This window comes from Mycetohabitans sp. B8, from assembly GCF_021991875.1.
Classification (GTDB): domain Bacteria; phylum Pseudomonadota; class Gammaproteobacteria; order Burkholderiales; family Burkholderiaceae; genus Mycetohabitans.
In genome coordinates this window covers 89,192-108,292 of the sequence record NZ_JAHLKR010000022.1, presented here as the reverse complement: position 1 = coordinate 108,292, position 19,101 = coordinate 89,192, and the positions used below count along the sequence as shown (strand labels likewise).

Here is a 19,101-nt window from a genome sequence, read left to right as displayed (position 1 = left end):
GGCGTACGGGGGCGGGTGTCATTGTTCGCGCGCGGGGTGCGGGCGGGCGGCGGGTTAGCGATGCCGACGCGCATGGCGCGAGACGCGCTCGGCTGTGGCACCACCGCTTGCAAGACATTGCTGGGCGGCGGAGCTGCCGCGCTGGACGGCGACAGGGGCGAAGCCGCGCGTGGCGCACCACCGGCCACCAACGCGGCGTGTTCGTGCTGTGTCGCCGAGTCGATCGGCCGCGGTGTTAGCACGACGACCTGGACGGGGATCTCGCTCAGCGTCGGGGCGGGATTCAGCCTAGGCATGCGCTCCAGCCATAGGCCAGCTAGCGCGTGGGCGAGCAATGCCAGCGTCAGGGCGACGACCCAGCGCGTGGCGGGTCCGCGCGCATGCCGGCGGCATGGGTGGCCGGCAACGATCGTGCGGGGCTGTCGTGGTGCGGCGCGCGAAGACAATTCCGCCATGGATACTCAAGCAGGCGGGCACGACGCGTTGCGTGCGCGGTCGTACCCTAGTTCATTGGACAGCCGTTGCGCGAAGTCGCGCAGCGACAAGTCGATTTCGCCGCGCCAGCGGGTATCGAAAGTGCCTTCCTATCCGAGCGCGATTAGCGCGAGGGCCAGCGCTCCAGTCGCATCAAAACGGTTTTGCCGTTAGATATTAACCACCGCAAAATACATTCCCCTATACGTAATTACAAGCCCTATACAACTTGTCACGCTTAAGGACGGTTCGCGCGACGGCCAACGCCTTGTCGTATCGCGCGACTTGCGCACGGCGACGAGCGCCGATGCAATCGCGCCGACGCTACAGCGTGTGCTGGACGACTGGCGTTTCATGCACCGCAGCTGGCGCAGCTGTACGATGCATTAAATCAGAGCCGCGTGCGGCATGCGTTTGCGTTCGAGCCAGCCCAGTGCAGGGCGCCGGTGCCCCGAGCGTTCCAATGGGCGGATGGCTCCGCCTACGTGAACCACATTGAATTCGTGCGGCGCGCGCGTGGGATGAAAAGGCCGCCGGAACTTGGGGCCGATCCGTTGATGTACTAGGGCGGCAGCGACGATGTCGTCGGCCCGACCGACGACATCGTCTGTCCGAGCGAGGACTATGGGATCGATTTCAAGGCCGAGGTGGCCATGATCACCGGGGACGTGCCGATGGGTGCGACGCTGCAGGTCGCGCAGCGTGGTATCCGGCTGCTGACGCTGGTCAATGACGTGGCGCCGGCGACAACCAGAAGCAAGAAAAACGGTACGATCACACCTCGACTTCCTCTCCCATTGTGGCGGGCGTCTGCTAGTGTTCAGACTACTGGGCGCGCTGCCCGCTTCCGGACAGGCCGATGAACGATTTTCCGAACGACCTGCGCTACGCCCGCTACGAAGCACTGAAGTTGCGCCGACATGAGCACGGGATACTCGAAGTAATCATGAGCGGCAAAGGAGTCAACAAGAGCGCGTTGGCTGCCGCCGATGAACGGATGCATTGCGAGTTGGCGGACATCTGGCGCGACATTGACACCGATCCACACACACGGGTGGCAATCATCCGCGGCGAGGGCAAAGGATTCTCCTGCGGTGGCGATGTGGCACTGGTCGAGCAGATAGCCAACGACTTCCAGGTGCGCGCGCGGATATGGCGCGAGGCGCGTGACCTCGTCTACAACCTGATCAATTGCAGCAAGCCGGTGGTTTCTTCGGCTTCGGCGGGCAGGACGTGCACGAAGGCATTCGTTCGTTGCGTGAGCGCTGCGTGCCACGGTTTGCGGACGGTGCGCCGTTCTGACCGGGCGATGTCCATCATGGCTGGGTAGCAAAGGGAGGTAGGATCAATGAGCGATTCAGGTGGCAATACCCCGTTTTTGTCATTCCCGCAGTTTTCGCCGAATGCCGGCTATGAGATGTTCGACAGTCTGCTCAAGCTGATGGGCGTGCCGGGCGATTTTGCACACGGCGGCGCTCCGGCGTCGTCACCGCTCGGGCTCGGGCCGGATATCGTCGCGCCGTTAATGAGCGTCGAGGAACTCGATAAGCGCATCACCGACCTTAGGGCGGTCGAACAGTGGCTCAAGCTCAACTTATCAATGCTGCAGTCGACGATCCAGGCGCTGCAGGTTCAACGCTCGACGCTGGCGACGCTGCGCGCGTTTAGCGCATTCACGCAGGCGTCGATGATGCCCGCGCCGGACGGCACGTCCAACGCAAGCCGTCCGTCGGGCGAGTCCGGCATAAGTGGCGATGCGCGCGGCGCACGATGGTCGCCGCCGGACGCAGTGGGTCAAGCGGACAAAACAAATGGAGGAGCGGACGACGCCCGGCGGACCCGCTCGCACACGGCGTCTGCGGCTGACGATCCCCTGAAACAAGCGGCGGCAGTGGATCCATTTGCGTTCGCAAGGGCGTTCTACGATGTCGCGAGCGGTGCAGTAAAGGGCGCGATGGAAGGCGCGGCCGGCGCCACTGGACCTGCGGACGCGGACCCGGCCGCCCCTGGTGAGGCCTCGCCGCAACGGGACGCACCGGCGGCGCACGGGGCCCAGGCGCCACCCGCGGGCGAACCGGTTGTCGGACAGTGGGGGCCTGATACGCAGCGTGGTGCGCCAGCGGATCGCCGTGCGCCGGGTACGTCGCGGGGCAAAGCCGCCGGCGCTGCCGCGGCGGCCGATGCCGGCGAGCGCGCGGCCGCGTCCAGGGCCGGCGAGCCGCTCGACGCGTCAGCCTGGTGGAACTTGCTGCAGACGCAGTTTGAGCAGATTGTCCGGATCGCGGCTGTACCGCATAGGATGTCCGGTGCATCGGTGTCCGCCGACGAGGTCGAGGAAGCGATGCGGCAGCGGGTCAACGAGGGGCTGGGGCGTTCGTCGCCAGGCGCTTCGGCGGGAGTGGGCCAATTTACTGCAAAGGCCCGATCCTCGACGGCGGCCCGTGCGCCGTCCAAGCGCGCGGCAGCCGCTGCAAGCGGATCGACGACCAAGGGCGGGGTCATGGCGGAAAGCGGCACGTCGGCGGCGGCAGGTAAGTCGGCGACGCACAGCGGCTCGGCGAAGCACGGCCGGCCCGCTGCGAAGGACAAACCTGCTGCGACGCACAGCGAGTTGGCGACGACGACGGGTCGCAAGGTCCCGACGGCTCGCAACGCCGCCCCCCGTGGTAACGCCACGGGAGGACACGGCCGCGACAAGCAATAAGGCCGCCACTGGCAGTAGCGTCGCGCGGACCACAGGCCGTTGACGGCCCGCAAGCGCACCAAGGGACGATGCCGGCGGCCGGCGTGCGCGAGCGCCGCAGCCGGGCTGTCAAATAGCACCACATCGATGCCGGACGCTCCTACGCTGCCGGCTATCCGAGCCTGGCGCAGATCGGCCGATAGGCCAGGGTCAGCGTGTTTCTCGACGCGCTTGGCGCGGACATCGAGCCGGTAGAGCACGTAAGCCGCCTGGCCATGCACCTGCCCGATGCGGTGACCACGCGTAACGACTGGCGGCGCGTGGATGGAATGACGCGCTCTTCGCGCGAACTGATCAGACTTGACTATCGCGACGGGTTGCAGCCGCACGATGCACGGGCCGCGTTTTTTGCGGCTTTTCCTGTAGACCCTCCACCGTCGTGCCCTGTGACGTGGCCGGTGCATGCAGATCAAATGAATCCATCTCGGCTTATTGTCCGGGATTTGTCCGCGTATAGCGGCGAATTTATCGTTTTTAAAACACTTTCTTCTGTCCCCAAAAGCGTGAATTAGGGTTAGGATTGGCGGCCACGTTTGAATAGCAAGGGGCCGCGCCGCGCCGGCGAGGCTTCACGACACCTATGGCCAAGCACATTTCCGCCGATGGGCAAACGGCAGACGCAGCAGACTTCGGGCCAGCGCATGTCGACGGCGCGGATGGCCGGATGCATGAGGACGATACCGGCGTGCCCAAGCCGTCGCCATCGCCAGTCGGCATTGGTGCCCTCGCTCATGAAATCGGCTTGACGAGGGACACGTTGCGCGTCTGGGAGCGCCGATACGGTTTTCCTCGACCGCTGCGCAACACGGGAGGCGAGCGCCTGTATCCGGCCGAGCAGGTCCGCAAGCTGCGGCTCGTGAAGCAGTTGCTGGACGTCGGACATCGCCCGGGCAACGTGCTGCCGCACCCCGAGCCGGTTCTGCGTGAGATGGTGCGCCAGAGCACGCCGGTGTCACGCCACGTGGACCTGGCGCCGCTGCTCGAACTAATCGATACGGAGCGTTGGACGGCGCTGCGCGACGAATTGATGTGGCGCCTGGCGCGCGTGGGCATCGAGCGCTTCATCGACGAAATCGCGATCCCGCTTGGCGCGCGGGTGGGCCACGCGTCGGTGGGCGGATCGCCGCGCGCTACGCATGCGCCAGCGCTCGGTCAGGTGCTGCAGGATGTTTTCCGACGTGCGGTGAGGTTGCTCACGGATGGCGCGCGGGGCCGGCCTTGCGCGCTGCTGGCGGCGGTCCCGGGCGCGGCGCATGATGTGCAACTGGCGATGATGGAAGTCTTGTTTGTGCTCGCCCGTTGTCGCTGTGCGGTGATGAGTGCCGGCGTATCGCTCGACGAGATCGCCGACGCGGCGCGCGCCAGCGATGTCGATATGGTCGTGTTGTCGATGGCGGCCGCACCCGACGCCGCGTCGGCCGCGCGCGCAGCCGACGAGCTGCAGACGCGGCTGCCGCCGCAGGTGCAACTGTGGACCTGCGGCGGCAACGTCCCGCGCCGCCTCGCGCGACAGGGAATCCAACACTTGGTGTCCATGACGCACATCGATGGCGCAGTCGCGCAGTGGCGGCGACATCGCGTGCTATTATAATTGCCTGAACGCCGCATATTGACGCCGCGCAACTGCCAAACACGAAATGGATAACAGATGCTGCGCGGCCGCTTCGCGGCAACGTGGATTCTCTCGGAAGGCGCCGCCCGCTGCGGCATTTTTCCGCACCCGGGCGGGCCGCACTCACGTAAAATCCTGCGTTTGCCCGTCGGCCCGGTCGAACCATGCGGCGCACGATATCGATGACGGGCGCGCAACGCAGTCTACGCTTTTCAGGTTGATAGGGTGGCACCATGAAAACCATGCTTTATCCGGAACTCTACCGCTCGCTCGAATCGGTTCGCTGGGATATGGAAAAGGATATTCCGTGGGACAAGTTCGATAGGTCGCTGCTGACTGACGAACAGGCGAACACGATTAAGATGAACGCGATCACCGAATGGTCCGCGTTGCCGGCGACGGAGATGTTTCTGCGCGACAACCATAACGACAGCGACTTCTGCGCGTTTATGAGCGTCTGGTTCTTCGAGGAACAAAAGCATGCGCTGGTATTAATGGAATATCTACGGCGCTTTCGCCCCGAATTCGTGCCGACCGAGCAGGAGTTGCACGCGGTGCGTTTCCCGTTCGATCCGGCGCCGCCGCTGGAAACGCTGATGCTGCATTTCTGCGGCGAGATCCGGTTGAACCACTGGTACCGGCGTGCGGCCGAGTGGCATACGGAGCCAGTAATCAAGCACATCTATGAGACGATTTCACGCGACGAAGCGCGGCATGGCGGCGCCTACCTTCGGTATATGAAGAAGGCGCTGGCCACGGCCGGCGACTCCGCGCGCGCCGCGTTCGCGAAGATCGGTGTGCTGATGGCGTCGGCCCGGCGCACCGAAAAGCCGCTGCATCCGACGAATCTACACGTGAATCGGCAGTTGTTCCCGCGGGACACCGTGCAATCGCGACTGCCCGACCCGGAATGGCTTGAGCGCTGGCTAGACGAACAGATCCGATTCGACGACACGTGGGAAAAAAAGGTGATCGAGCGGATCTTGCACAACCTGTCGCTGCTGTTCGAGCGTACGTTTACGACGGCACAGGAGTTGAACCGTTACCGCAAGGAGTTGACGGCGCGACTGCAGCGCGATACCAACGTGGGCGGCACAGAGCAGCCGGCGTAGGCCAATGCCGGCTTCGTTTGAGCGCAAGATCGTCAAGTGGCAGAGGCTGCTCGCGCGTCGGCCCTCGCTCGGCGCGCCGGTCGTGTTCACCAATGGTGTGTTCGATATCCTGCATCGTGGGCATGTGACGTATCTAGACGACGCCCGCGCGTTGGGCGCGTGCCTGGTGGTGGGCGTCAACAGCGACGCGTCGGTGCGGCAACTCGGTAAGGGCGACGATCGCCCGATCAATACGGAAGCGGACCGCATGGCGTTGCTTGCCGCGCTGGAAAGCGTTGATTACGTCGTGATGTTCGATGCGTCGACGCCGATCGAGTTGATTCGCGCGTTGCGCCCGGACATCTTGGTCAAGGGTGGCGACTACGATATGGACAAGCTGCCGGAATCGGCACTGGTGCGCAGCTGGGGTGGCCGCGCACTGGCGATTCCGTTCGAGCACGATCGCTCGACGACGAAGCTGCTACAGCGCGTACGCGCCCGCTGATTACGGCTGAGCGCGCAGGCGGCTATCTTTGCATCCCGGCTTGGCCCACCGATCACACTGGCTGTGACAGTGATTGGGGCAGTGACAGTGGCTGCGGCTATGCCGGGGCAAGTGGCTGTGCGCGCATCGCATCCGGACGTACCTAGCTGCTCCGATGAGACGGCTCCCTGGGGCTAGCGGCCGGAGCCGGGTCGAACGTGCCGCTGAGCGTCACGAATCCGAGTAGGCTCGCCACCATCAATCCTGCAATCAACCCGTGCAGCCTCTGCGTTTCCCCGTGCTTGCATGTCAGGGGCCGCTGTGTCAGGCCTCGTGCTTGTGCGCCGCCACCTCGTCCTGCGCAATCAGCGCGAGCCCAGACAGGATCAAATGATCGTGCCGCGTGTGCGGCACGGTCAGCGCCGGCGCCAACGCGTCGGCGGCGCCGCCGCCAAGCACCATGCGTACTGGCGCGCCACCGAGTTCGGCACGCCATGTTAAGTAAGCATGCTCGATCAGGCCGGTTTGCGCGAGCGCGCATCCGGCGCACAGCGACGCGGGCGTGTCGGTGCCGAACGCCAGGCCCGGCTTGCCGGCTAGCGCGGAGCGTGCGCCCGCTGGCGTCAGCGTCGGCAATTGCGCGGTATGCTCGCCGAGCGAGCGCATCATCAATGACCATCCCGGTGCAATCAAGCCGCCCACAAAGATGCCGTCGGCGCGCAGCGCCTCAATCGTTGTCGCGGTACCGAGCGTGACGATCAGCAGATGCTCATGCGGGTAGGCCGCATGAGCACCGATCATGCCGGCCCAGCGATCGGTGCCCAGTTGTGCCGGCTCGCCATATCCGTTGGTCACTCCGCACTGCGAGTGGCGCGATACGATGGTCGTGCGTGCGATGCCGGGCCAGCGCGCATCGAGCATCGCCGACAGGCGCGCGGCGACGTGCTGGCCCGCAACGTTGGAGATCCAGATATCGGCGGGTGTCGGCAAGTCGTCCCACTGCAATCCTGTCGCGCGCGTGGCGACGTCGCCCTGCGCGTCGTCTAGCGGGTTTTCGTGCGAGAACGCGCCGAGTTGCCACAGACGGCCATCGGCGCGCACCAGTGCCCATTTGGTGCGGCTATTGCCCGCGTCGATCACCAGGCGGTGGCCGGCCGCGCCGGTAAGGTCAGGATCGGTCATGGTGGCTTATGCGTCGTTGTTGTGCGGCTGATCACGCGCGCGTTCGGTGGCGGGTAGCTTGCCGGCGCCCGGGAGCTCGGCGACGGGGGTGTCAGACTTGGGCTCGCCGCCGGTGGACAATCCTGATGGGGGCAGTCCGGATGGAGGCAGTCCCGCAGTGGATTCGGCAGCCGTCGGCAGCCCGCCCGTGCGCGCACCGCAAGCAGACATACTGGGCGCCGGCTGCGCCGGCACATCGGCGCTTGCGGCAAGCCGCAGTGACACGTCGCCCGTGGCGATTGCCCGGATTGCTTGTGGCGTGCGTATCAGCAATTGTCCTTGTTCATCAACGCCGTATGCGATGCCGCGTGCCATTTCGTCGCCCTGCTCCAGGACCACAACTTCCTGACCCGCATACGCATGCTCGGCGATCCAGGTGTCATGGAACGGCTCAAAGCCATGCCGGCCGAAGCGCTCCAGCCCGACTGCCAGCGCATTGAGCACCGCGCCGAGCACGGGGGTGAGCGCAGCGTGCGGCCACGCGCGGCAGAGCGCACCAGGCAGGGTCGGCAGCGTGGCGCGCAGCGTTTCGTGCAACGACGTGATCTGTTGCTCCAGCTCATCGTCGCCACTGACGTTCAGGCCCACGCCAATCACCAGGGCGGTGGCGTCGCGCGTACTCCATACGGTTTCCACGAGCACGCCGGCCAACTTCGTGCCGTCCAACAGGATGTCGTTTGGCCACTTGAGCGAGAGCCGTCTGCTGCTATCCAGCGGCAGGGTGCGCAGTCCCGCTACAATCGTCGCGCCGAGCGCCAGGCTCAACCCGGCGAGCTGGTTCGGCGCACGCGGCATCAAGTAGCCAAGCGAGAGCAGCAGCGCATTGCCCGGGGTGGCCAACCACGGCCGGCCGCGCCGTCCTCGTCCCGCCGTCTGCGAATAGGCAACGCGCACGCTCGGCTCGAACGGCACGCCGCGTGCTCCCTTCAGCCGCGCGGCGAGATCCGCGTTGGTCGAGCCAGTCTCGTGGACTATCTCAAGCGCCCAGCGCGAAGGCCATGGATCGAGCAACTCAAGGAGCCGTTCGCGTTCGATGCGGCGGGCCGCCGTCGGCCGCGAATCGCCGCTGGCAGCGGCCTTGCCCGGGATGCCGGGCGGATCAAGGGGGAAAGAAGGATCGGACATCTTGCTATTGTAGCGAGGCCGTGCCGCGCCTTTCGATACAATGACGCTACATTGACCCTATGCCGTGCCCGCTTTGGATTTCGAGACGCCGCCGCTGCTCACTATCGATGCCGTGAAAACGAGCCAGGGCCGGTCCGTGCCGTCGGGTACGGCGATTCGCCTGGGCGGCCAATGGACCGCACTCTCGCTGGCGTTGGATCAGCGGCGTGGCGGCATCGCGGCCAAGCTGCGCACGATGCGTGACGCGGCGGCTCGGGCCGACACGCTGTGGGACTTGTCGCAAGTCCAGCGGCTGGACCATGTCGGCGCACAAGCGCTGTGGCAGATTTGGGGACGGCGTTTGCCGTCCGGCATCAGTCTGACCGGTACGCAGCGCGAGATCTTCGATCGGATTACGCTGCTGGATGCAACGCGCGAGCCTGCCAAGCCGGCGGTGGCAATCGATCCCATCACGCGGCTTGGACTCGCGATGTTCGGTTTCGCCGGGCACCTGCGCGACGGCATCACACTACTCGGTGGCCTAGTGATGGATGGCGGCAGGCTGCTGCGCGAGCCGCGCCGAATCCCGTGGCGCGAAATTTCCGCGAACGTCTATGCGGCCGGCGCGCAGGCGCTGCCGATCACCGCGTTGGTCGCCTTTCTGATTGGCATCGTACTATCGTATCTGTCTGCGCAACAACTCAGGTTGTTCGGCGCGAACGCATACATCGTCAACATCCTCGGGCTGTCGATCATTCGGGAGCTTGGCCCGGTGCTTGCGGCGATTCTCGTGGCCGGCCGCTCTGGCTCGGCGATCACTGCGCAGTTGGGCGTGATGCGCGTGACCGAGGAGTTGGATGCGATGCGCGTCATGGGGATCTCGCATGGGCTGCGGTTAATTTTGCCGCGGGTGATCGCGCTGGGTGTCGCGATGCCGCTGCTCGTGATGTGGACCGACGCCATCGCGCTGACCGGCGGGATGCTGGCCGCGCAACGGGTGCTCAATATCGATATGAGTTTCTTCGTCCGTTCGTTGCCGAACGCGGTGCCGGTGGCGAACCTGTACATCGGGTTGGGCAAGGGGGTGGCGTTCGGCATGCTAATCGCGCTGGTCGGCTGCCATTTCGGCTTGCGCATCAAGCCCAATTCGCAAAGCTTAGGCGAAGGAACGACCATGTCGGTGGTGTCCTCGATCACGGTCGTGATTTTGGCCGACGCAGTGTTCGCGATCCTGTTTCAACGGATCGGGTTATCGTGAGGCGCCGATGACCCAACCGCACGCGCTGACCTTGATGGCCCTTGCTCACGGTGTACCGCCGGTGGCCGAGCCTGTCATCGAGGTAACCGATCTGACCAAGCGCTATGGCCGCACGGTGATCCACGAGCATCTGGACCTGGAGGTGCGGCGCGGCGAGATCGTAACGCTGGTCGGCGGTTCCGGCTCCGGCAAAACGACGCTAATCCGGCAGATCCTCGGGCTCGAGGCGCCGAACGCGGGCACGATTCGCATCTTCGGCGAGGATACCGCGACGATGAGCGAGCACGCGGCGCAATTGCTGCGCAACCGTTCGGGCATGTTATTCCAGCATGGTGCGCTGTTTTCCGCGATGACGGTATTCGACAACATCGCGCAGCCATTGCGCGAACTGGGCAAGATCCCGCCGGCGCTATTGTCGGATATCGTCATGCTGAAGCTCGAAATGGTCGGGCTGTCGGGTCGGCACGCGACCCAGATGCCGGCCGCGCTGTCCGGTGGGATGGTCAAGCGCGTCAGTATCGCGCGTGCGTTGGCGTTGGAGCCGGAGTTGTTGTTCCTGGACGAACCGACTGCCGGCCTGGACCCCCAGGCCTCGGAGGCGTTCGTCGAGTTGATTGCGACGCTGCATCGCGCACTCGGCCTGACGGTGGTGATGGTCACGCATGACCTAGACACGATGGTGTCGTTGTCCACGCGCGTGGCGGTGCTGGCCGATCGCAAGGTGATCGTCGCGGCGCCGCTCGAGCAGGCCGCTGGCGTCGACCACCCGTTCATCCGCGAGTATTTTTTGGGCATGCGCGGCCGCCGCGCACTGCAGGCGCTGCCAGCGTCGCGCCGTGCCCAACTGCCGGCGGCCGCGCTCGAGCCGATACCCGACGACGCATTGCTCGAAGTCGAGCACGCGGCTCGGCGCGGGCATTGCGGTGATCACGCCGAGCGTCGCCGACCGGGCGTCGGCGTTGAGGGAAGCTGAGATGGAAAATAAGTCACATGCATTCTGGGCCGGGCTATTTACGATCGTGCTGCTGGTGGCGATCGCGTTGACGATCGCGTGGTTTAGCATGGACCGCACCGAGCGCGTCCCGTATGACCTGGTCGCCACGACGAACGTAACCGGCTTGCGCGCTGACGCGGCGGTGCGCTATCGCGGACTGGCGGTCGGCAAAGTGCAGAACATTCACTTCGACACGCACCGCCCCGGCCGGATCGTGATCCGGATTCTCGTGGACAAGCGCGTGCCGCTGACCCACTCGAGCTTCGCGTCGCTCGGCTTTCAGGGCGTGACTGGGCTGGGCTTTATCCAGTTGGATGATACCGGCGACGATCCGCATCCCGTGACCTCGTCCGACGAGAACGTCGCGCAGATCCCGATGCGGCCTGGCGTGTTCGACGATTTGCAGCGGCGTGGCGTGGCGTTGCTCAATCAGATGGAGAAAATTGCGGTTAACCTGCAGCAGATGACCGACGAGCCGAAGCGCCAGCAATACTGGGCCACCGCGCGCAGCATCCAGGATGCGGCCAGCGGCGTGGCCGCGCTCACGCAGCATCTGGAGCCGGTGACACGCAAGCTGCCGAACACGATCGACGAGTTGAACCGGACGATGGGCTCGGTCAACGTGCTGGCGACCAGCTTGTCCAATCCCAATGGGTCCGTGGCGGTCAATCTGAACCGGATGGGCCAGGCGGCCGAGCAGGCGGGTGTGGCATTGGCGCAACTGAATACATCGATGCAGGAACTGAGCGCGCGAGTCGGCTACGAGACGTTGCCCCGCGTGAATGCGCTGACCGACGGCGTCAAGCAGGCCATGCGGTCGGTCAACAGCGCGGCAGGCGCGATCAACGCGAATCCGCGCGCACTGCTGTTCGGTGCGCCGCCACCCGAGCCGGGGCCCGGCGAGCCGGGCTTCTCGTGGTCGTCCAGCTCCTCGCGCTGACGTATGCACGTTGCCGTACTGCACGGCGGGCGTCCATTCGACAAGGATTATCGATGTCATCACATATTATTGGTTCGCTTGCGGTATTACTGGGCGCGATCACGTTCGGCGGATGCGGCACGGCTGCACACCGCGCGTCGCCGGCGGCCCATTATGATCTCGGCGCGTCGGCCAGTGCGGTGCCCTCCGGTCCGATGAGCCTGAGCGGGGCGGCAACTCGCGCCGGCGTTGCGGCGTCGGCGTTCGGTCCGTTTAAGCTGGTCGACATTGGCGCGCCGGTGGGCCTGGATTCGAACGGCATCGTCTATCGACTCGCCTATGCGCATGCGTGGCAGCCGCGCACTTACGCGTTCAGCCGCTGGGCTGCGACGCCAGCACAGTTGCTGACGCAACGTTTGCGCGCGCTGCTCGGCGCACGCGGCGCGGTGGTCTCGCCCGGGGACCCGGTGTTGGCGCCGGTGTTGAGGGTTGAATTGCTGGACTTCGAGCAGATCTTCGACAAGCCTGGCGCGAGCCGCGGCGTCGTCGCGTTGCGTGCGACGTTGATGCGGCGGGACGGACAGTTCATGCAGGCGACGTTCCGCGCCGATGCGCCGGCGCCGTCCGCCGACGCGATCGGCGGCGTGCGCGCCCTCGCGCAGGCCAGCGACGCTGCGCTGTCGCAACTGGCTGACTGGCTGGCCAGCCAGCCGGTGCTCGCGCGCTAAGTGACGCGGGCGCACGGCGTGCCGGCTGCCTCGTCGTTATAATCGACTCAATGCCGATCGCGGGACCGCTTTCAATGACTTCTTTTTATAAGCACCACGTTTTCTTCTGCTTGAACCAGCGCGATCCCGGCGACCGCCCGAGTTGCGCAAACTGCGGCGCGCAAGCGATGCAGGAATACGCGAAACGGCGTATCAAGGCGCTGGGCCTTGCTGGCGAGGGCAGGGTGCGCATTAACAAGGCGGGGTGCCTGGACCGCTGTGAGCTCGGTCCCGTGTTGGTCGTGTACCCTGATGCGACGTGGTACACCTATGTCGATGAAGCAGATATTGATGAGATCATTGATTCGCATCTGGTCGGCGGCCGGATCGTCGAGCGCCTGCTGGTCGACATGCCGCGCGGCGGAGGCGTGAGCGGATGAACGCGCAAACGGAAAAATATCGAATCGACGGTCCGGTCGGCAGGATCGAGATCGCGATCGATCGTCCGGAGCGTGGCGGCGCAGGGGGCGCGCCACGCGGGCTGGCGTTGGTCGCACATCCGCATCCGCTGTTCGGCGGCTCGTTGGATAACAAGGTCGCGCAGACACTGGCACGCACGTTGGTGCAACTCGGCTACGTGACGGTGCGACCGAACTTCCGCGGTGTCGGTGCCACCGAAGGCGAGCATGATGACGGGCGCGGCGAACAAGATGACCTGATTGCGGTGATCGACCACGCGCGCACGCTGTTGGGGCTGGCCGGTGTGCCGCTGGTGCTGGCGGGTTTCTCGTTTGGCACATTCGTGCTATCACACGTGGCGCAGCGACTGCGCGAACGCGGCGACGCGATCGAGCGCATGGTATTCGTCGGGACCGCGGCGAGCCGTTGGCAGGTCGCTGACGTGCCGCTTGACACCATCGTGATTCACGGCGAACTCGACGATACGGTGCCGATTGCGTCAGTCTACGACTGGGCGCGGCCGCAGGAACTGCCAGTCGTGGTGATCCCGGGTGCTGAGCATTTTTTCCATCGCAAGCTGCACATCCTGAAGCGGGTGATCGCCGAGCGCTGGCGCGTATAATGGGTGTCGCGTCGCCGCACAAGCGGTTGGCGCATCACCCGTGCCGAGCCGGTGTTGGTTCGCCGCGTGGACACGAACGCCTGATTCGCTCGCTAGTCCAATCGGCTTGCGCCGCGGGCCGCCGTAGTGGGCCGCTTCCCGAACTCCCCCGTTTAACGTCGATTCGATTGCTATGCGTTTGACCTTTGTCCCGACCGTTGCCGCCCGCGCGGCAACGCTCGCGTGCGTGCTGCCTGCCGCACTGGCCGCTTCCGCTCTCCTCGTTCCCGCCGACGCGCTTGCGCAAGTGCCGCCTCCGGCCGTCAATGCGCGCTCGTGGGTGCTCGTCGATGCCAGCAGCGCGCAGACGCTTGCGTCAGCCAACGCCGACGAGCGGGTCGAGCCCGCTTCGCTGACCAAGTTGATGACCGCGTACCTGGTGTTCGATGCGTTGAAGACCAAGAAAATCTCGATGGACCAGACCGTGATGCCGGGCGAGGCGGTGCGTCGCGTGGGCACGGACGAGTCGCGTATGTTCATTGAGGCGAACAAGCCGGTGACCGTGCACGACCTGGTGTACGGGATGATCGTGCAGTCGGGCAACGACGCGACGATCGCGCTGGCCGAGCTTGTTGGGGGCAGCGAAGCGCACTTCGTGCAGATGATGAACGAGGCGGCGCAGAAGCTGGGCATGAAGAACACGCATTACGCCGACGTGAATGGCATGCCGGACCCCCAGCACTACACGAGCGCGGCCGACCTGGCCGTGCTGTCGATGCATCTGATTCGCGACTATCCTGAGTATTATTCGATTTTCGCGGTCAAGGATTTCACGTACAACAAAATCAAGCAGCCGAACCGCAACCGGCTGTTATGGATCGACCCGACCGTGGACGGGCTCAAGACCGGCCATACGAAGGCGGCCGGCTACTGCCTGATCGCCACCGCAAAACGGCCGCTGCCCGGGGTGCCAGACGCGTCGCGCCGGCTGGTGAGCGTGATGATGGGCGAGCCCAAGGAGCACGATCGCACGCAGGACAGCTTAAAGATGCTGAACTACGGCTACGCGGCGTATGACACGGTGCGCCTGTACAAGGCCAACCAGGTCATCGATTCGCCGCGCGTGTACAAGGGTCAGCAGAGCGCGGTACCGGTTGGCGTCAAGAGCGACCAGTACATCACGGTCCCGAAGGGGGTGGGCGAGAAGATCAAGCCGGTGCTCGAGCGCCAAGATCCGCTGGTCGGCCCGATCGCCGCCGGGCAGGTGGTGGGCACGGTGAAGGTCATCGCCGACGGCAAGGTCCTGACGCAGTTCCCGGCCGTGGCGCTGCAGGCCGTACCGCAGGCCGGCATCTTTGGGCGTCTGTGGGACTCGTCGCTGCTGATGCTGGCCAACAAGAAGTAAGCCGAGGACCAGGCGATTGGCCGCCGAGGCCGGCGTACCCCGCGCGCCGTGCGCCGCATGAAACCGAGGATCGAAGGAACGCTGTCATGATTGGAAGAAGGCTGCCATGAACTCATCCAACGAATCGCTGCTGCAGTTTCCGTGTGACTTCCCGATCAAGGTGATGGGCAAGGCGCACCCGCAGTTCCAGCAGGCCATCGTCGAGGTGGTCCGGCAATTCGATGTCGAGTTCGACGACAGCCGGGTCCAGAGCCGGCCGTCCAGCGGTGGTAACTACGTCGGCCTCACGGTGACGGTGCGTGTGAGTAGCCGTACGCAACTCGACGACCTCTATCGTGCGTTGACCGGGCACCCGATGGTGAAGGTCGTGCTATGACGACCGGGCGAGCGCCGTGCGTGGACAATCGCCGCGCGTGTCGCGCCGTCGTGATGCAGCACGGCGCCCGGTGCAGCCGTCGCGCGGCTGCACCCGTGGCGCGTCGCGTGGCACGGCTGTAGCGCTTACTCGGCGGCCGTGGAAATGGGTAGGCCGCTCGGGCATTGCGCGTACAGGGCGCGAAAGCGCCCGGCCTCCTCGCGCAGCCATTCGAGCAACACCGTGACCCGACGTGTCTCCAACAGCGGTGGTGGACAGACGACCCAATACGTCCCCGGGCTGGGGCCGTCTATGTCGAATAGTCGCACGAGCCGGCCGTTGATCACCTCTTGCATCGCAAGCGAGCGGCGCACCAGCGCAATGCCCTGGCCCTCCAGCGCGGCTTGCAGCAGCATCGACGAGTCGTGGTATAGCACCCCGCGCCGCGGCTCGCTCCAGCCGCTCAGACCCGCCGCCTGGAACCATGGACCCCACATCTCGTCGTCGTTGCGCAGCAGTGTCAAGCCGGCCAGCTCGGCCGGCGTTTTCGGCAGCCGGCCGCCGTTGAAGTCGGGCGTGCATACCGGGAAAAAGACCTCATCGAGCAACGGCTCGACGAACAGCCCCGGATAGTTGCCGCCGCCAAAGCGCAGCGCCACGTCGACATCGTCTCGATTAAAGTGCGTGATCGCGTTGGTGGACAACAGTTCGACGTCGATTTCCGGGTGCCGCTCGATGAATCGTCCGATCCGCGGCGTCATCCAGCGTGCGGCAAACGACGGCAGCACGCTGATCACAAGCCGGCGTTCCCGGTCACCGGCGCGAACCGCATCGGTGGCCGCGGCAATGTCGAACAGTGCGGCGCGTACCTGGGCCGCATAGCGGTGAGCGCAATGGGTCAACCTGATCCGCTTGCCATCACGCTTGAACAGCGGCATGCCGAGTTCGGCCTCCAGCGCGCGGATCTGGTGACTGATCGCGCTGTGCGTCACGAACAGTTCCTGAGCGGCACGCGAAAAGCTTTCTAGCCGGGCTGCGGCTTCAAAAGCCTTCAACGTGCCTAGGTTGGGCAAGTGACGCAGGTCCATGGCGCTTTCCTCTCCGGTGCGTGGCGCGCGTCGCGGTGCTGCCGCCTTTGTTAATTATGCTCACAAGACGGCGAAAAAACATCGTTTTGCGCCGTCATCGGCTATCGCTACGATTCTAGTCATCCTGGTGCATTTCGGGCGAGGGCAGGAGGGTACGATGAAACCCCTTTATTCAAGCATCACGTTCGAGGTTCAACCCGGGCAGACCGTGCCGCTGCGCGTGAGCCGGGGCGTGGCGCTCACCATCGAAGGCGAGCGCGTTTGGATCACCCGTAGCGCGGACGAGCACGACTATTGGGTGGGCCCGGGCGAATCGCTGCCGCTGCGGCCCGGCGAGCTAATGTGGCTCGGCACCGAAGGCACGCGCACCGCGCGGGTGACCGTGACCCTGCACCCTCACTATACCCAACGTATTGCGTCATGGTGGTCGCGCCGACTGTCCGCCAGCCGGTTCGGCTGGCATACCGGATGGTTGTCAGTCTGATAGACCGGATGGCTACCAGTCTGATTGTCGCGGGTACGGGCGGGTCCACTTTTCGGTAAACTGACGGGATCATGCCCGCGCCGTCATTTAAATCCAGCACTGAACCTGTCGCGTTGGCGGCGATGTCCAACGATGTCGTCGTGCGCTGGCGTGGCCTCGAGCCCTACGAAGCGAGCTTCGACGCGATGCGCGAGTTCACCGCCGCACGCACGCCGCTTACTACGGATGAAATCTGGCTGGTCGAGCACCCGCCGGTCTACACGCTGGGCCAAGCCGGCAATCCGGCCCATCTGCTGGCCGCGCATCATGGTATCGCGCTGGTCCAAGTCGATCGCGGCGGGCAGATCACCTACCACGGGCCGGGCCAAGTTGTCGCATACCTGCTGATCGATTTGCGGCGCCGCCGGCTATGGGTGCGTGACCTGGTGACGCGCATTGAGCAGGCGGTGATCGACACGCTGGCAGCGTATAATCTAGTCGGTGAACGGCGGGCCGGCGCGCCGGGCATCTATGTCGCCGACGGATTCGCGCATCGCCATGCTGGCGCGAAGATCGCGGCGCTTGGCCTGAAAATCCGCAATGGCTGTTCGTACCATGGCGTGAGTCTTAACGTGCGGATGGATTTGCAGCCATTCCGCGACATTAACCCATGTGGCTACGTCGGTCTTGAAACGATCGACATGGCTTCGCTCGGCGTGTCGGCGCACTGGCACGATGTGGCGCGAGCACTCGCCGAGCGGCTGACCGGCAACCTGCCGCCGGTCGCCGTCGCCGCATCGCCCGATGCAGCACGCGAAAGGGGCAACCCCGTGGCCGGCTGAGCAGGATGCGGCCGCCACTGCACTGGATTTCGACATGACGACTGCTGTTCCCGACCCATCCGCTACCCTCGCCGCGTCCGCAGCGCATGCTTCTTCCGCCGCCTACGATCCAAGCGCGAAGCAGAAGGCCCAGGCCAAGACCTCGCGGATCCCGATCAAGGTCGTGCCGATCGAGAAGTTGAAAAAGCCGGATTGGATTCGCGTGAAGGCCGCGACTGGCCATTCCCGCTTTTACGAGATTAAGCAGATCTTGCGCGAGCACAACCTGCACACGGTCTGCGAGGAAGCCAGTTGCCCGAATATCGGCGAATGCTTCGGCAAGGGGACGGCGACGTTTATGATCATGGGCGACAAGTGCACGCGCCGTTGCCCGTTCTGCGACGTCGGGCACGGGCGACCGGATCCGCTGGACGCCGACGAGCCGGTGAACCTGGCGCGTACCATCGCCGCGCTCAAGCTGCGCTACGTCGTGATCACGAGCGTGGACCGCGACGACTTGCGCGACGGCGGCGCCGGGCACTTTGTCGAGTGTATCCGGCAGGTGCGGGAGCTGTCGCCGCAAACCCGGGTCGAGATCCTGACGCCGGACTTCCGAGGCCGGTTGGACCGCGCGCTGGCCATTCTCAACGCGGCGCCGCCGGACGTGATGAACCACAATCTCGAAACAGTGCCGAGACTCTACAAAGAAGCGCGTCCGGGTTCCAACTATGCACATTCATTGAAGCTGTTGAAGGACTTCAAGGCGCTGCATCCAGACGTCGCGACCAAGTCGGGGCTGATGGTCGGGCTCGGCGAAACCGAGGAGGAGATCCTGCAGGTCATGCGCGACTTGCGGGCACACGATGTCGACATGCTGACGATCGGCCAGTACCTTCAACCGTCGGAGCACCACCTGCCGGTGCGTGCCTACGTGCATCCGGACACCTTCAAGATGTACGAGCGAGAAGCCTATGCGATGGGGTTCACGCACGCGGCCGTCGGCGCAATGGTGCGCTCTAGCTATCACGCGGACGTACAGGCGCAGGGCGCGGGCGTCGTCGCGGCGGGCTGAGGGTGCGAGCGTCGTCGCGAACCGAGGGAGCGGGCAGGGCCACCAGGACGCGGAAACCTGCGGCGATCCGTCGCCTAGCTTCGGCCGGGGTGTGTCGTCTCCGGGCAGCGCCAGCCGGTCCCGTCTGGTTGCCTGCGCCGGCTTTGCCGTCTGGTCTCGCCATCATTGTCCAGTCCGCTGGATTGCCAGCGTTGGCCTGTCGTAGGCTGCCGACGTGAGTCTATCTTCAG

Annotated in this window: 18 protein-coding genes and 5 pseudogenes; 18 read left to right on the top strand and 5 right to left on the bottom strand. The window is 65.0% G+C overall.

Annotated elements, in window-relative coordinates:
* Positions 1–455 (bottom strand): annotated as a pseudogene (locus KQH60_RS13745) (hypothetical protein); the annotation flags it as partial.
* 6 nt (positions 456–461) lie between these two features.
* Positions 462–632: pseudogene (locus tag KQH60_RS13740) on the bottom strand (IclR family transcriptional regulator); the annotation flags it as partial.
* Positions 633–696: 64 nt separating this feature from the next.
* On the opposite strand from KQH60_RS13740, the pseudogene KQH60_RS13735 reads away from it, so the two are divergent.
* The 7 genes and pseudogenes from KQH60_RS13735 to rfaE2 form a co-directional block, all read left to right on the top strand.
* Positions 697–1,211 (top strand): annotated as a pseudogene (locus tag KQH60_RS13735) (fumarylacetoacetate hydrolase family protein); the annotation flags it as partial.
* 122 nt (positions 1,212–1,333) lie between these two features.
* A pseudogene (locus tag KQH60_RS13730) lies at positions 1,334–1,690 on the top strand (enoyl-CoA hydratase/isomerase family protein); the annotation flags it as partial.
* Between the two features lie 132 nt (positions 1,691–1,822).
* Complete coding sequence (locus KQH60_RS13725; protein WP_237576970.1) at positions 1,823–3,178, top strand: PhaM family polyhydroxyalkanoate granule multifunctional regulatory protein; 1,356 nt, start codon at positions 1,823–1,825, stop codon at positions 3,176–3,178.
* Between the two features lie 194 nt (positions 3,179–3,372).
* Positions 3,373–3,729, top strand: a complete 357-nt coding sequence (locus tag KQH60_RS13720; RefSeq protein WP_237576969.1) for a hypothetical protein — start codon at positions 3,373–3,375, stop codon at positions 3,727–3,729.
* Positions 3,730–3,797: 68 nt separating this feature from the next.
* Positions 3,798–4,808 carry a MerR family transcriptional regulator gene (locus KQH60_RS13715; RefSeq protein WP_237576968.1) on the top strand — a complete coding sequence of 337 codons (1,011 nt, stop codon included), beginning with the start codon at positions 3,798–3,800 and terminating at the stop codon, positions 4,806–4,808.
* Between the two features lie 254 nt (positions 4,809–5,062).
* Positions 5,063–5,941, top strand: a complete 879-nt coding sequence (locus KQH60_RS13710) for a ferritin-like domain-containing protein (RefSeq protein ID WP_237576967.1) — start codon at positions 5,063–5,065, stop codon at positions 5,939–5,941.
* A gap of 4 nt (positions 5,942–5,945) precedes the next feature.
* Positions 5,946–6,425, top strand: coding sequence for a D-glycero-beta-D-manno-heptose 1-phosphate adenylyltransferase (gene rfaE2, locus KQH60_RS13705; protein ID WP_237576966.1), 480 nt, complete (start codon positions 5,946–5,948; stop codon positions 6,423–6,425).
* A gap of 303 nt (positions 6,426–6,728) precedes the next feature.
* Here rfaE2 and KQH60_RS13700 read toward each other — a convergent pair whose 3' ends face one another.
* Together KQH60_RS13700 and KQH60_RS13695 are read right to left on the bottom strand one after the other, a co-directional pair.
* On the bottom strand, positions 6,729–7,586 hold the full coding sequence (locus KQH60_RS13700) for a type III pantothenate kinase (protein WP_237576965.1): 858 nt from the start codon (positions 7,584–7,586) through the stop codon (positions 6,729–6,731).
* 246 nt (positions 7,587–7,832) lie between these two features.
* A pseudogene (locus KQH60_RS13695) lies at positions 7,833–8,750 on the bottom strand (biotin--[acetyl-CoA-carboxylase] ligase); the annotation flags it as partial.
* Between the two features lie 73 nt (positions 8,751–8,823).
* Here KQH60_RS13695 and KQH60_RS13690 point away from each other — a divergent pair.
* From KQH60_RS13690 to KQH60_RS13655, 8 genes are all read left to right on the top strand, one after another.
* Positions 8,824–9,987 (top strand): ABC transporter permease, encoded by a 1,164-nt coding sequence (locus KQH60_RS13690; protein WP_237576988.1) that lies wholly within the window; start codon positions 8,824–8,826, stop codon positions 9,985–9,987.
* Positions 9,988–10,021: 34 nt separating this feature from the next.
* On the top strand, positions 10,022–10,960 hold the full coding sequence (locus KQH60_RS13685) for an ABC transporter ATP-binding protein (RefSeq protein WP_237576987.1): 939 nt from the start codon (positions 10,022–10,024) through the stop codon (positions 10,958–10,960).
* Between the two features lies 1 nt (position 10,961).
* The gene (locus tag KQH60_RS13680) at positions 10,962–11,921 is read left to right on the top strand and encodes an MlaD family protein (RefSeq protein WP_237576964.1); all 960 of its coding nucleotides are present in this window, start codon (positions 10,962–10,964) and stop codon (positions 11,919–11,921) included.
* A 53-nt stretch (positions 11,922–11,974) separates the two neighbouring features.
* The gene (locus KQH60_RS13675) at positions 11,975–12,628 is read left to right on the top strand and encodes an ABC-type transport auxiliary lipoprotein family protein (RefSeq protein WP_237576963.1); all 654 of its coding nucleotides are present in this window, start codon (positions 11,975–11,977) and stop codon (positions 12,626–12,628) included.
* A 74-nt stretch (positions 12,629–12,702) separates the two neighbouring features.
* Entirely contained in the window at positions 12,703–13,047 is a 345-nt protein-coding gene (locus tag KQH60_RS13670; RefSeq protein ID WP_237576962.1) for a ferredoxin, read from the top strand.
* The gene (locus KQH60_RS13665) at positions 13,044–13,688 is read left to right on the top strand and encodes an alpha/beta hydrolase (protein ID WP_237576961.1); all 645 of its coding nucleotides are present in this window, start codon (positions 13,044–13,046) and stop codon (positions 13,686–13,688) included. Before KQH60_RS13670 ends, KQH60_RS13665 begins: the two co-directional genes overlap by 4 nt.
* Positions 13,689–13,860: 172 nt before the next feature.
* Positions 13,861–15,072, top strand: coding sequence for a D-alanyl-D-alanine carboxypeptidase family protein (locus KQH60_RS13660; protein ID WP_237576960.1), 1,212 nt, complete (start codon positions 13,861–13,863; stop codon positions 15,070–15,072).
* 106 nt (positions 15,073–15,178) lie between these two features.
* The gene (locus tag KQH60_RS13655; protein ID WP_237576959.1) at positions 15,179–15,448 is read left to right on the top strand and encodes a DUF493 family protein; all 270 of its coding nucleotides are present in this window, start codon (positions 15,179–15,181) and stop codon (positions 15,446–15,448) included.
* 125 nt (positions 15,449–15,573) lie between these two features.
* Here the strand turns inward: KQH60_RS13655 and KQH60_RS13650 are convergent, their stop codons facing one another.
* Positions 15,574–16,515, bottom strand: a complete 942-nt coding sequence (locus KQH60_RS13650; RefSeq protein ID WP_237576958.1) for a transcriptional regulator GcvA — start codon at positions 16,513–16,515, stop codon at positions 15,574–15,576.
* 157 nt (positions 16,516–16,672) lie between these two features.
* On the opposite strand from KQH60_RS13650, the gene KQH60_RS13645 reads away from it, so the two are divergent.
* The 3 genes from KQH60_RS13645 (at position 16,673) to lipA (ending at position 18,871) form a co-directional block, all read left to right on the top strand.
* Positions 16,673–16,999 carry a DUF2917 domain-containing protein gene (locus tag KQH60_RS13645; RefSeq protein ID WP_237576957.1) on the top strand — a complete coding sequence of 109 codons (327 nt, stop codon included), beginning with the start codon at positions 16,673–16,675 and terminating at the stop codon, positions 16,997–16,999.
* 122 nt (positions 17,000–17,121) lie between these two features.
* The gene (lipB, locus tag KQH60_RS13640) at positions 17,122–17,820 is read left to right on the top strand and encodes a lipoyl(octanoyl) transferase LipB (protein WP_237576986.1); all 699 of its coding nucleotides are present in this window, start codon (positions 17,122–17,124) and stop codon (positions 17,818–17,820) included.
* A 34-nt stretch (positions 17,821–17,854) separates the two neighbouring features.
* Entirely contained in the window at positions 17,855–18,871 is a 1,017-nt protein-coding gene (gene lipA, locus KQH60_RS13635) for a lipoyl synthase (protein ID WP_237576956.1), read from the top strand.
* The last annotated feature ends 230 nt before the right edge of the window (positions 18,872–19,101 follow it).

Coding starts and splice junctions, on each gene's coding strand:
- KQH60_RS13725 (WP_237576970.1), top strand. CDS start 1,823: ATGAGCGATTCAGGTGGCAATACCCCGTTTTTGTCATTCCCGCAGTTT.
- KQH60_RS13715 (WP_237576968.1), top strand. CDS start 3,798: ATGGCCAAGCACATTTCCGCCGATGGGCAAACGGCAGACGCAGCAGAC.
- KQH60_RS13710 (WP_237576967.1), top strand. CDS start 5,063: ATGAAAACCATGCTTTATCCGGAACTCTACCGCTCGCTCGAATCGGTT.
- rfaE2 (WP_237576966.1), top strand. CDS start 5,946: ATGCCGGCTTCGTTTGAGCGCAAGATCGTCAAGTGGCAGAGGCTGCTC.
- KQH60_RS13700 (WP_237576965.1), bottom strand. CDS start 7,586: ATGACCGATCCTGACCTTACCGGCGCGGCCGGCCACCGCCTGGTGATC.
- KQH60_RS13685 (WP_237576987.1), top strand. CDS start 10,022: ATGGCCCTTGCTCACGGTGTACCGCCGGTGGCCGAGCCTGTCATCGAG.
- KQH60_RS13680 (WP_237576964.1), top strand. CDS start 10,962: ATGGAAAATAAGTCACATGCATTCTGGGCCGGGCTATTTACGATCGTG.
- KQH60_RS13675 (WP_237576963.1), top strand. CDS start 11,975: ATGTCATCACATATTATTGGTTCGCTTGCGGTATTACTGGGCGCGATC.
- KQH60_RS13670 (WP_237576962.1), top strand. CDS start 12,703: ATGACTTCTTTTTATAAGCACCACGTTTTCTTCTGCTTGAACCAGCGC.
- KQH60_RS13665 (WP_237576961.1), top strand. CDS start 13,044: ATGAACGCGCAAACGGAAAAATATCGAATCGACGGTCCGGTCGGCAGG.
- KQH60_RS13660 (WP_237576960.1), top strand. CDS start 13,861: ATGCGTTTGACCTTTGTCCCGACCGTTGCCGCCCGCGCGGCAACGCTC.
- KQH60_RS13655 (WP_237576959.1), top strand. CDS start 15,179: ATGAACTCATCCAACGAATCGCTGCTGCAGTTTCCGTGTGACTTCCCG.
- KQH60_RS13650 (WP_237576958.1), bottom strand. CDS start 16,515: ATGGACCTGCGTCACTTGCCCAACCTAGGCACGTTGAAGGCTTTTGAA.
- KQH60_RS13645 (WP_237576957.1), top strand. CDS start 16,673: ATGAAACCCCTTTATTCAAGCATCACGTTCGAGGTTCAACCCGGGCAG.
- lipB (WP_237576986.1), top strand. CDS start 17,122: ATGTCCAACGATGTCGTCGTGCGCTGGCGTGGCCTCGAGCCCTACGAA.
- lipA (WP_237576956.1), top strand. CDS start 17,855: ATGACGACTGCTGTTCCCGACCCATCCGCTACCCTCGCCGCGTCCGCA.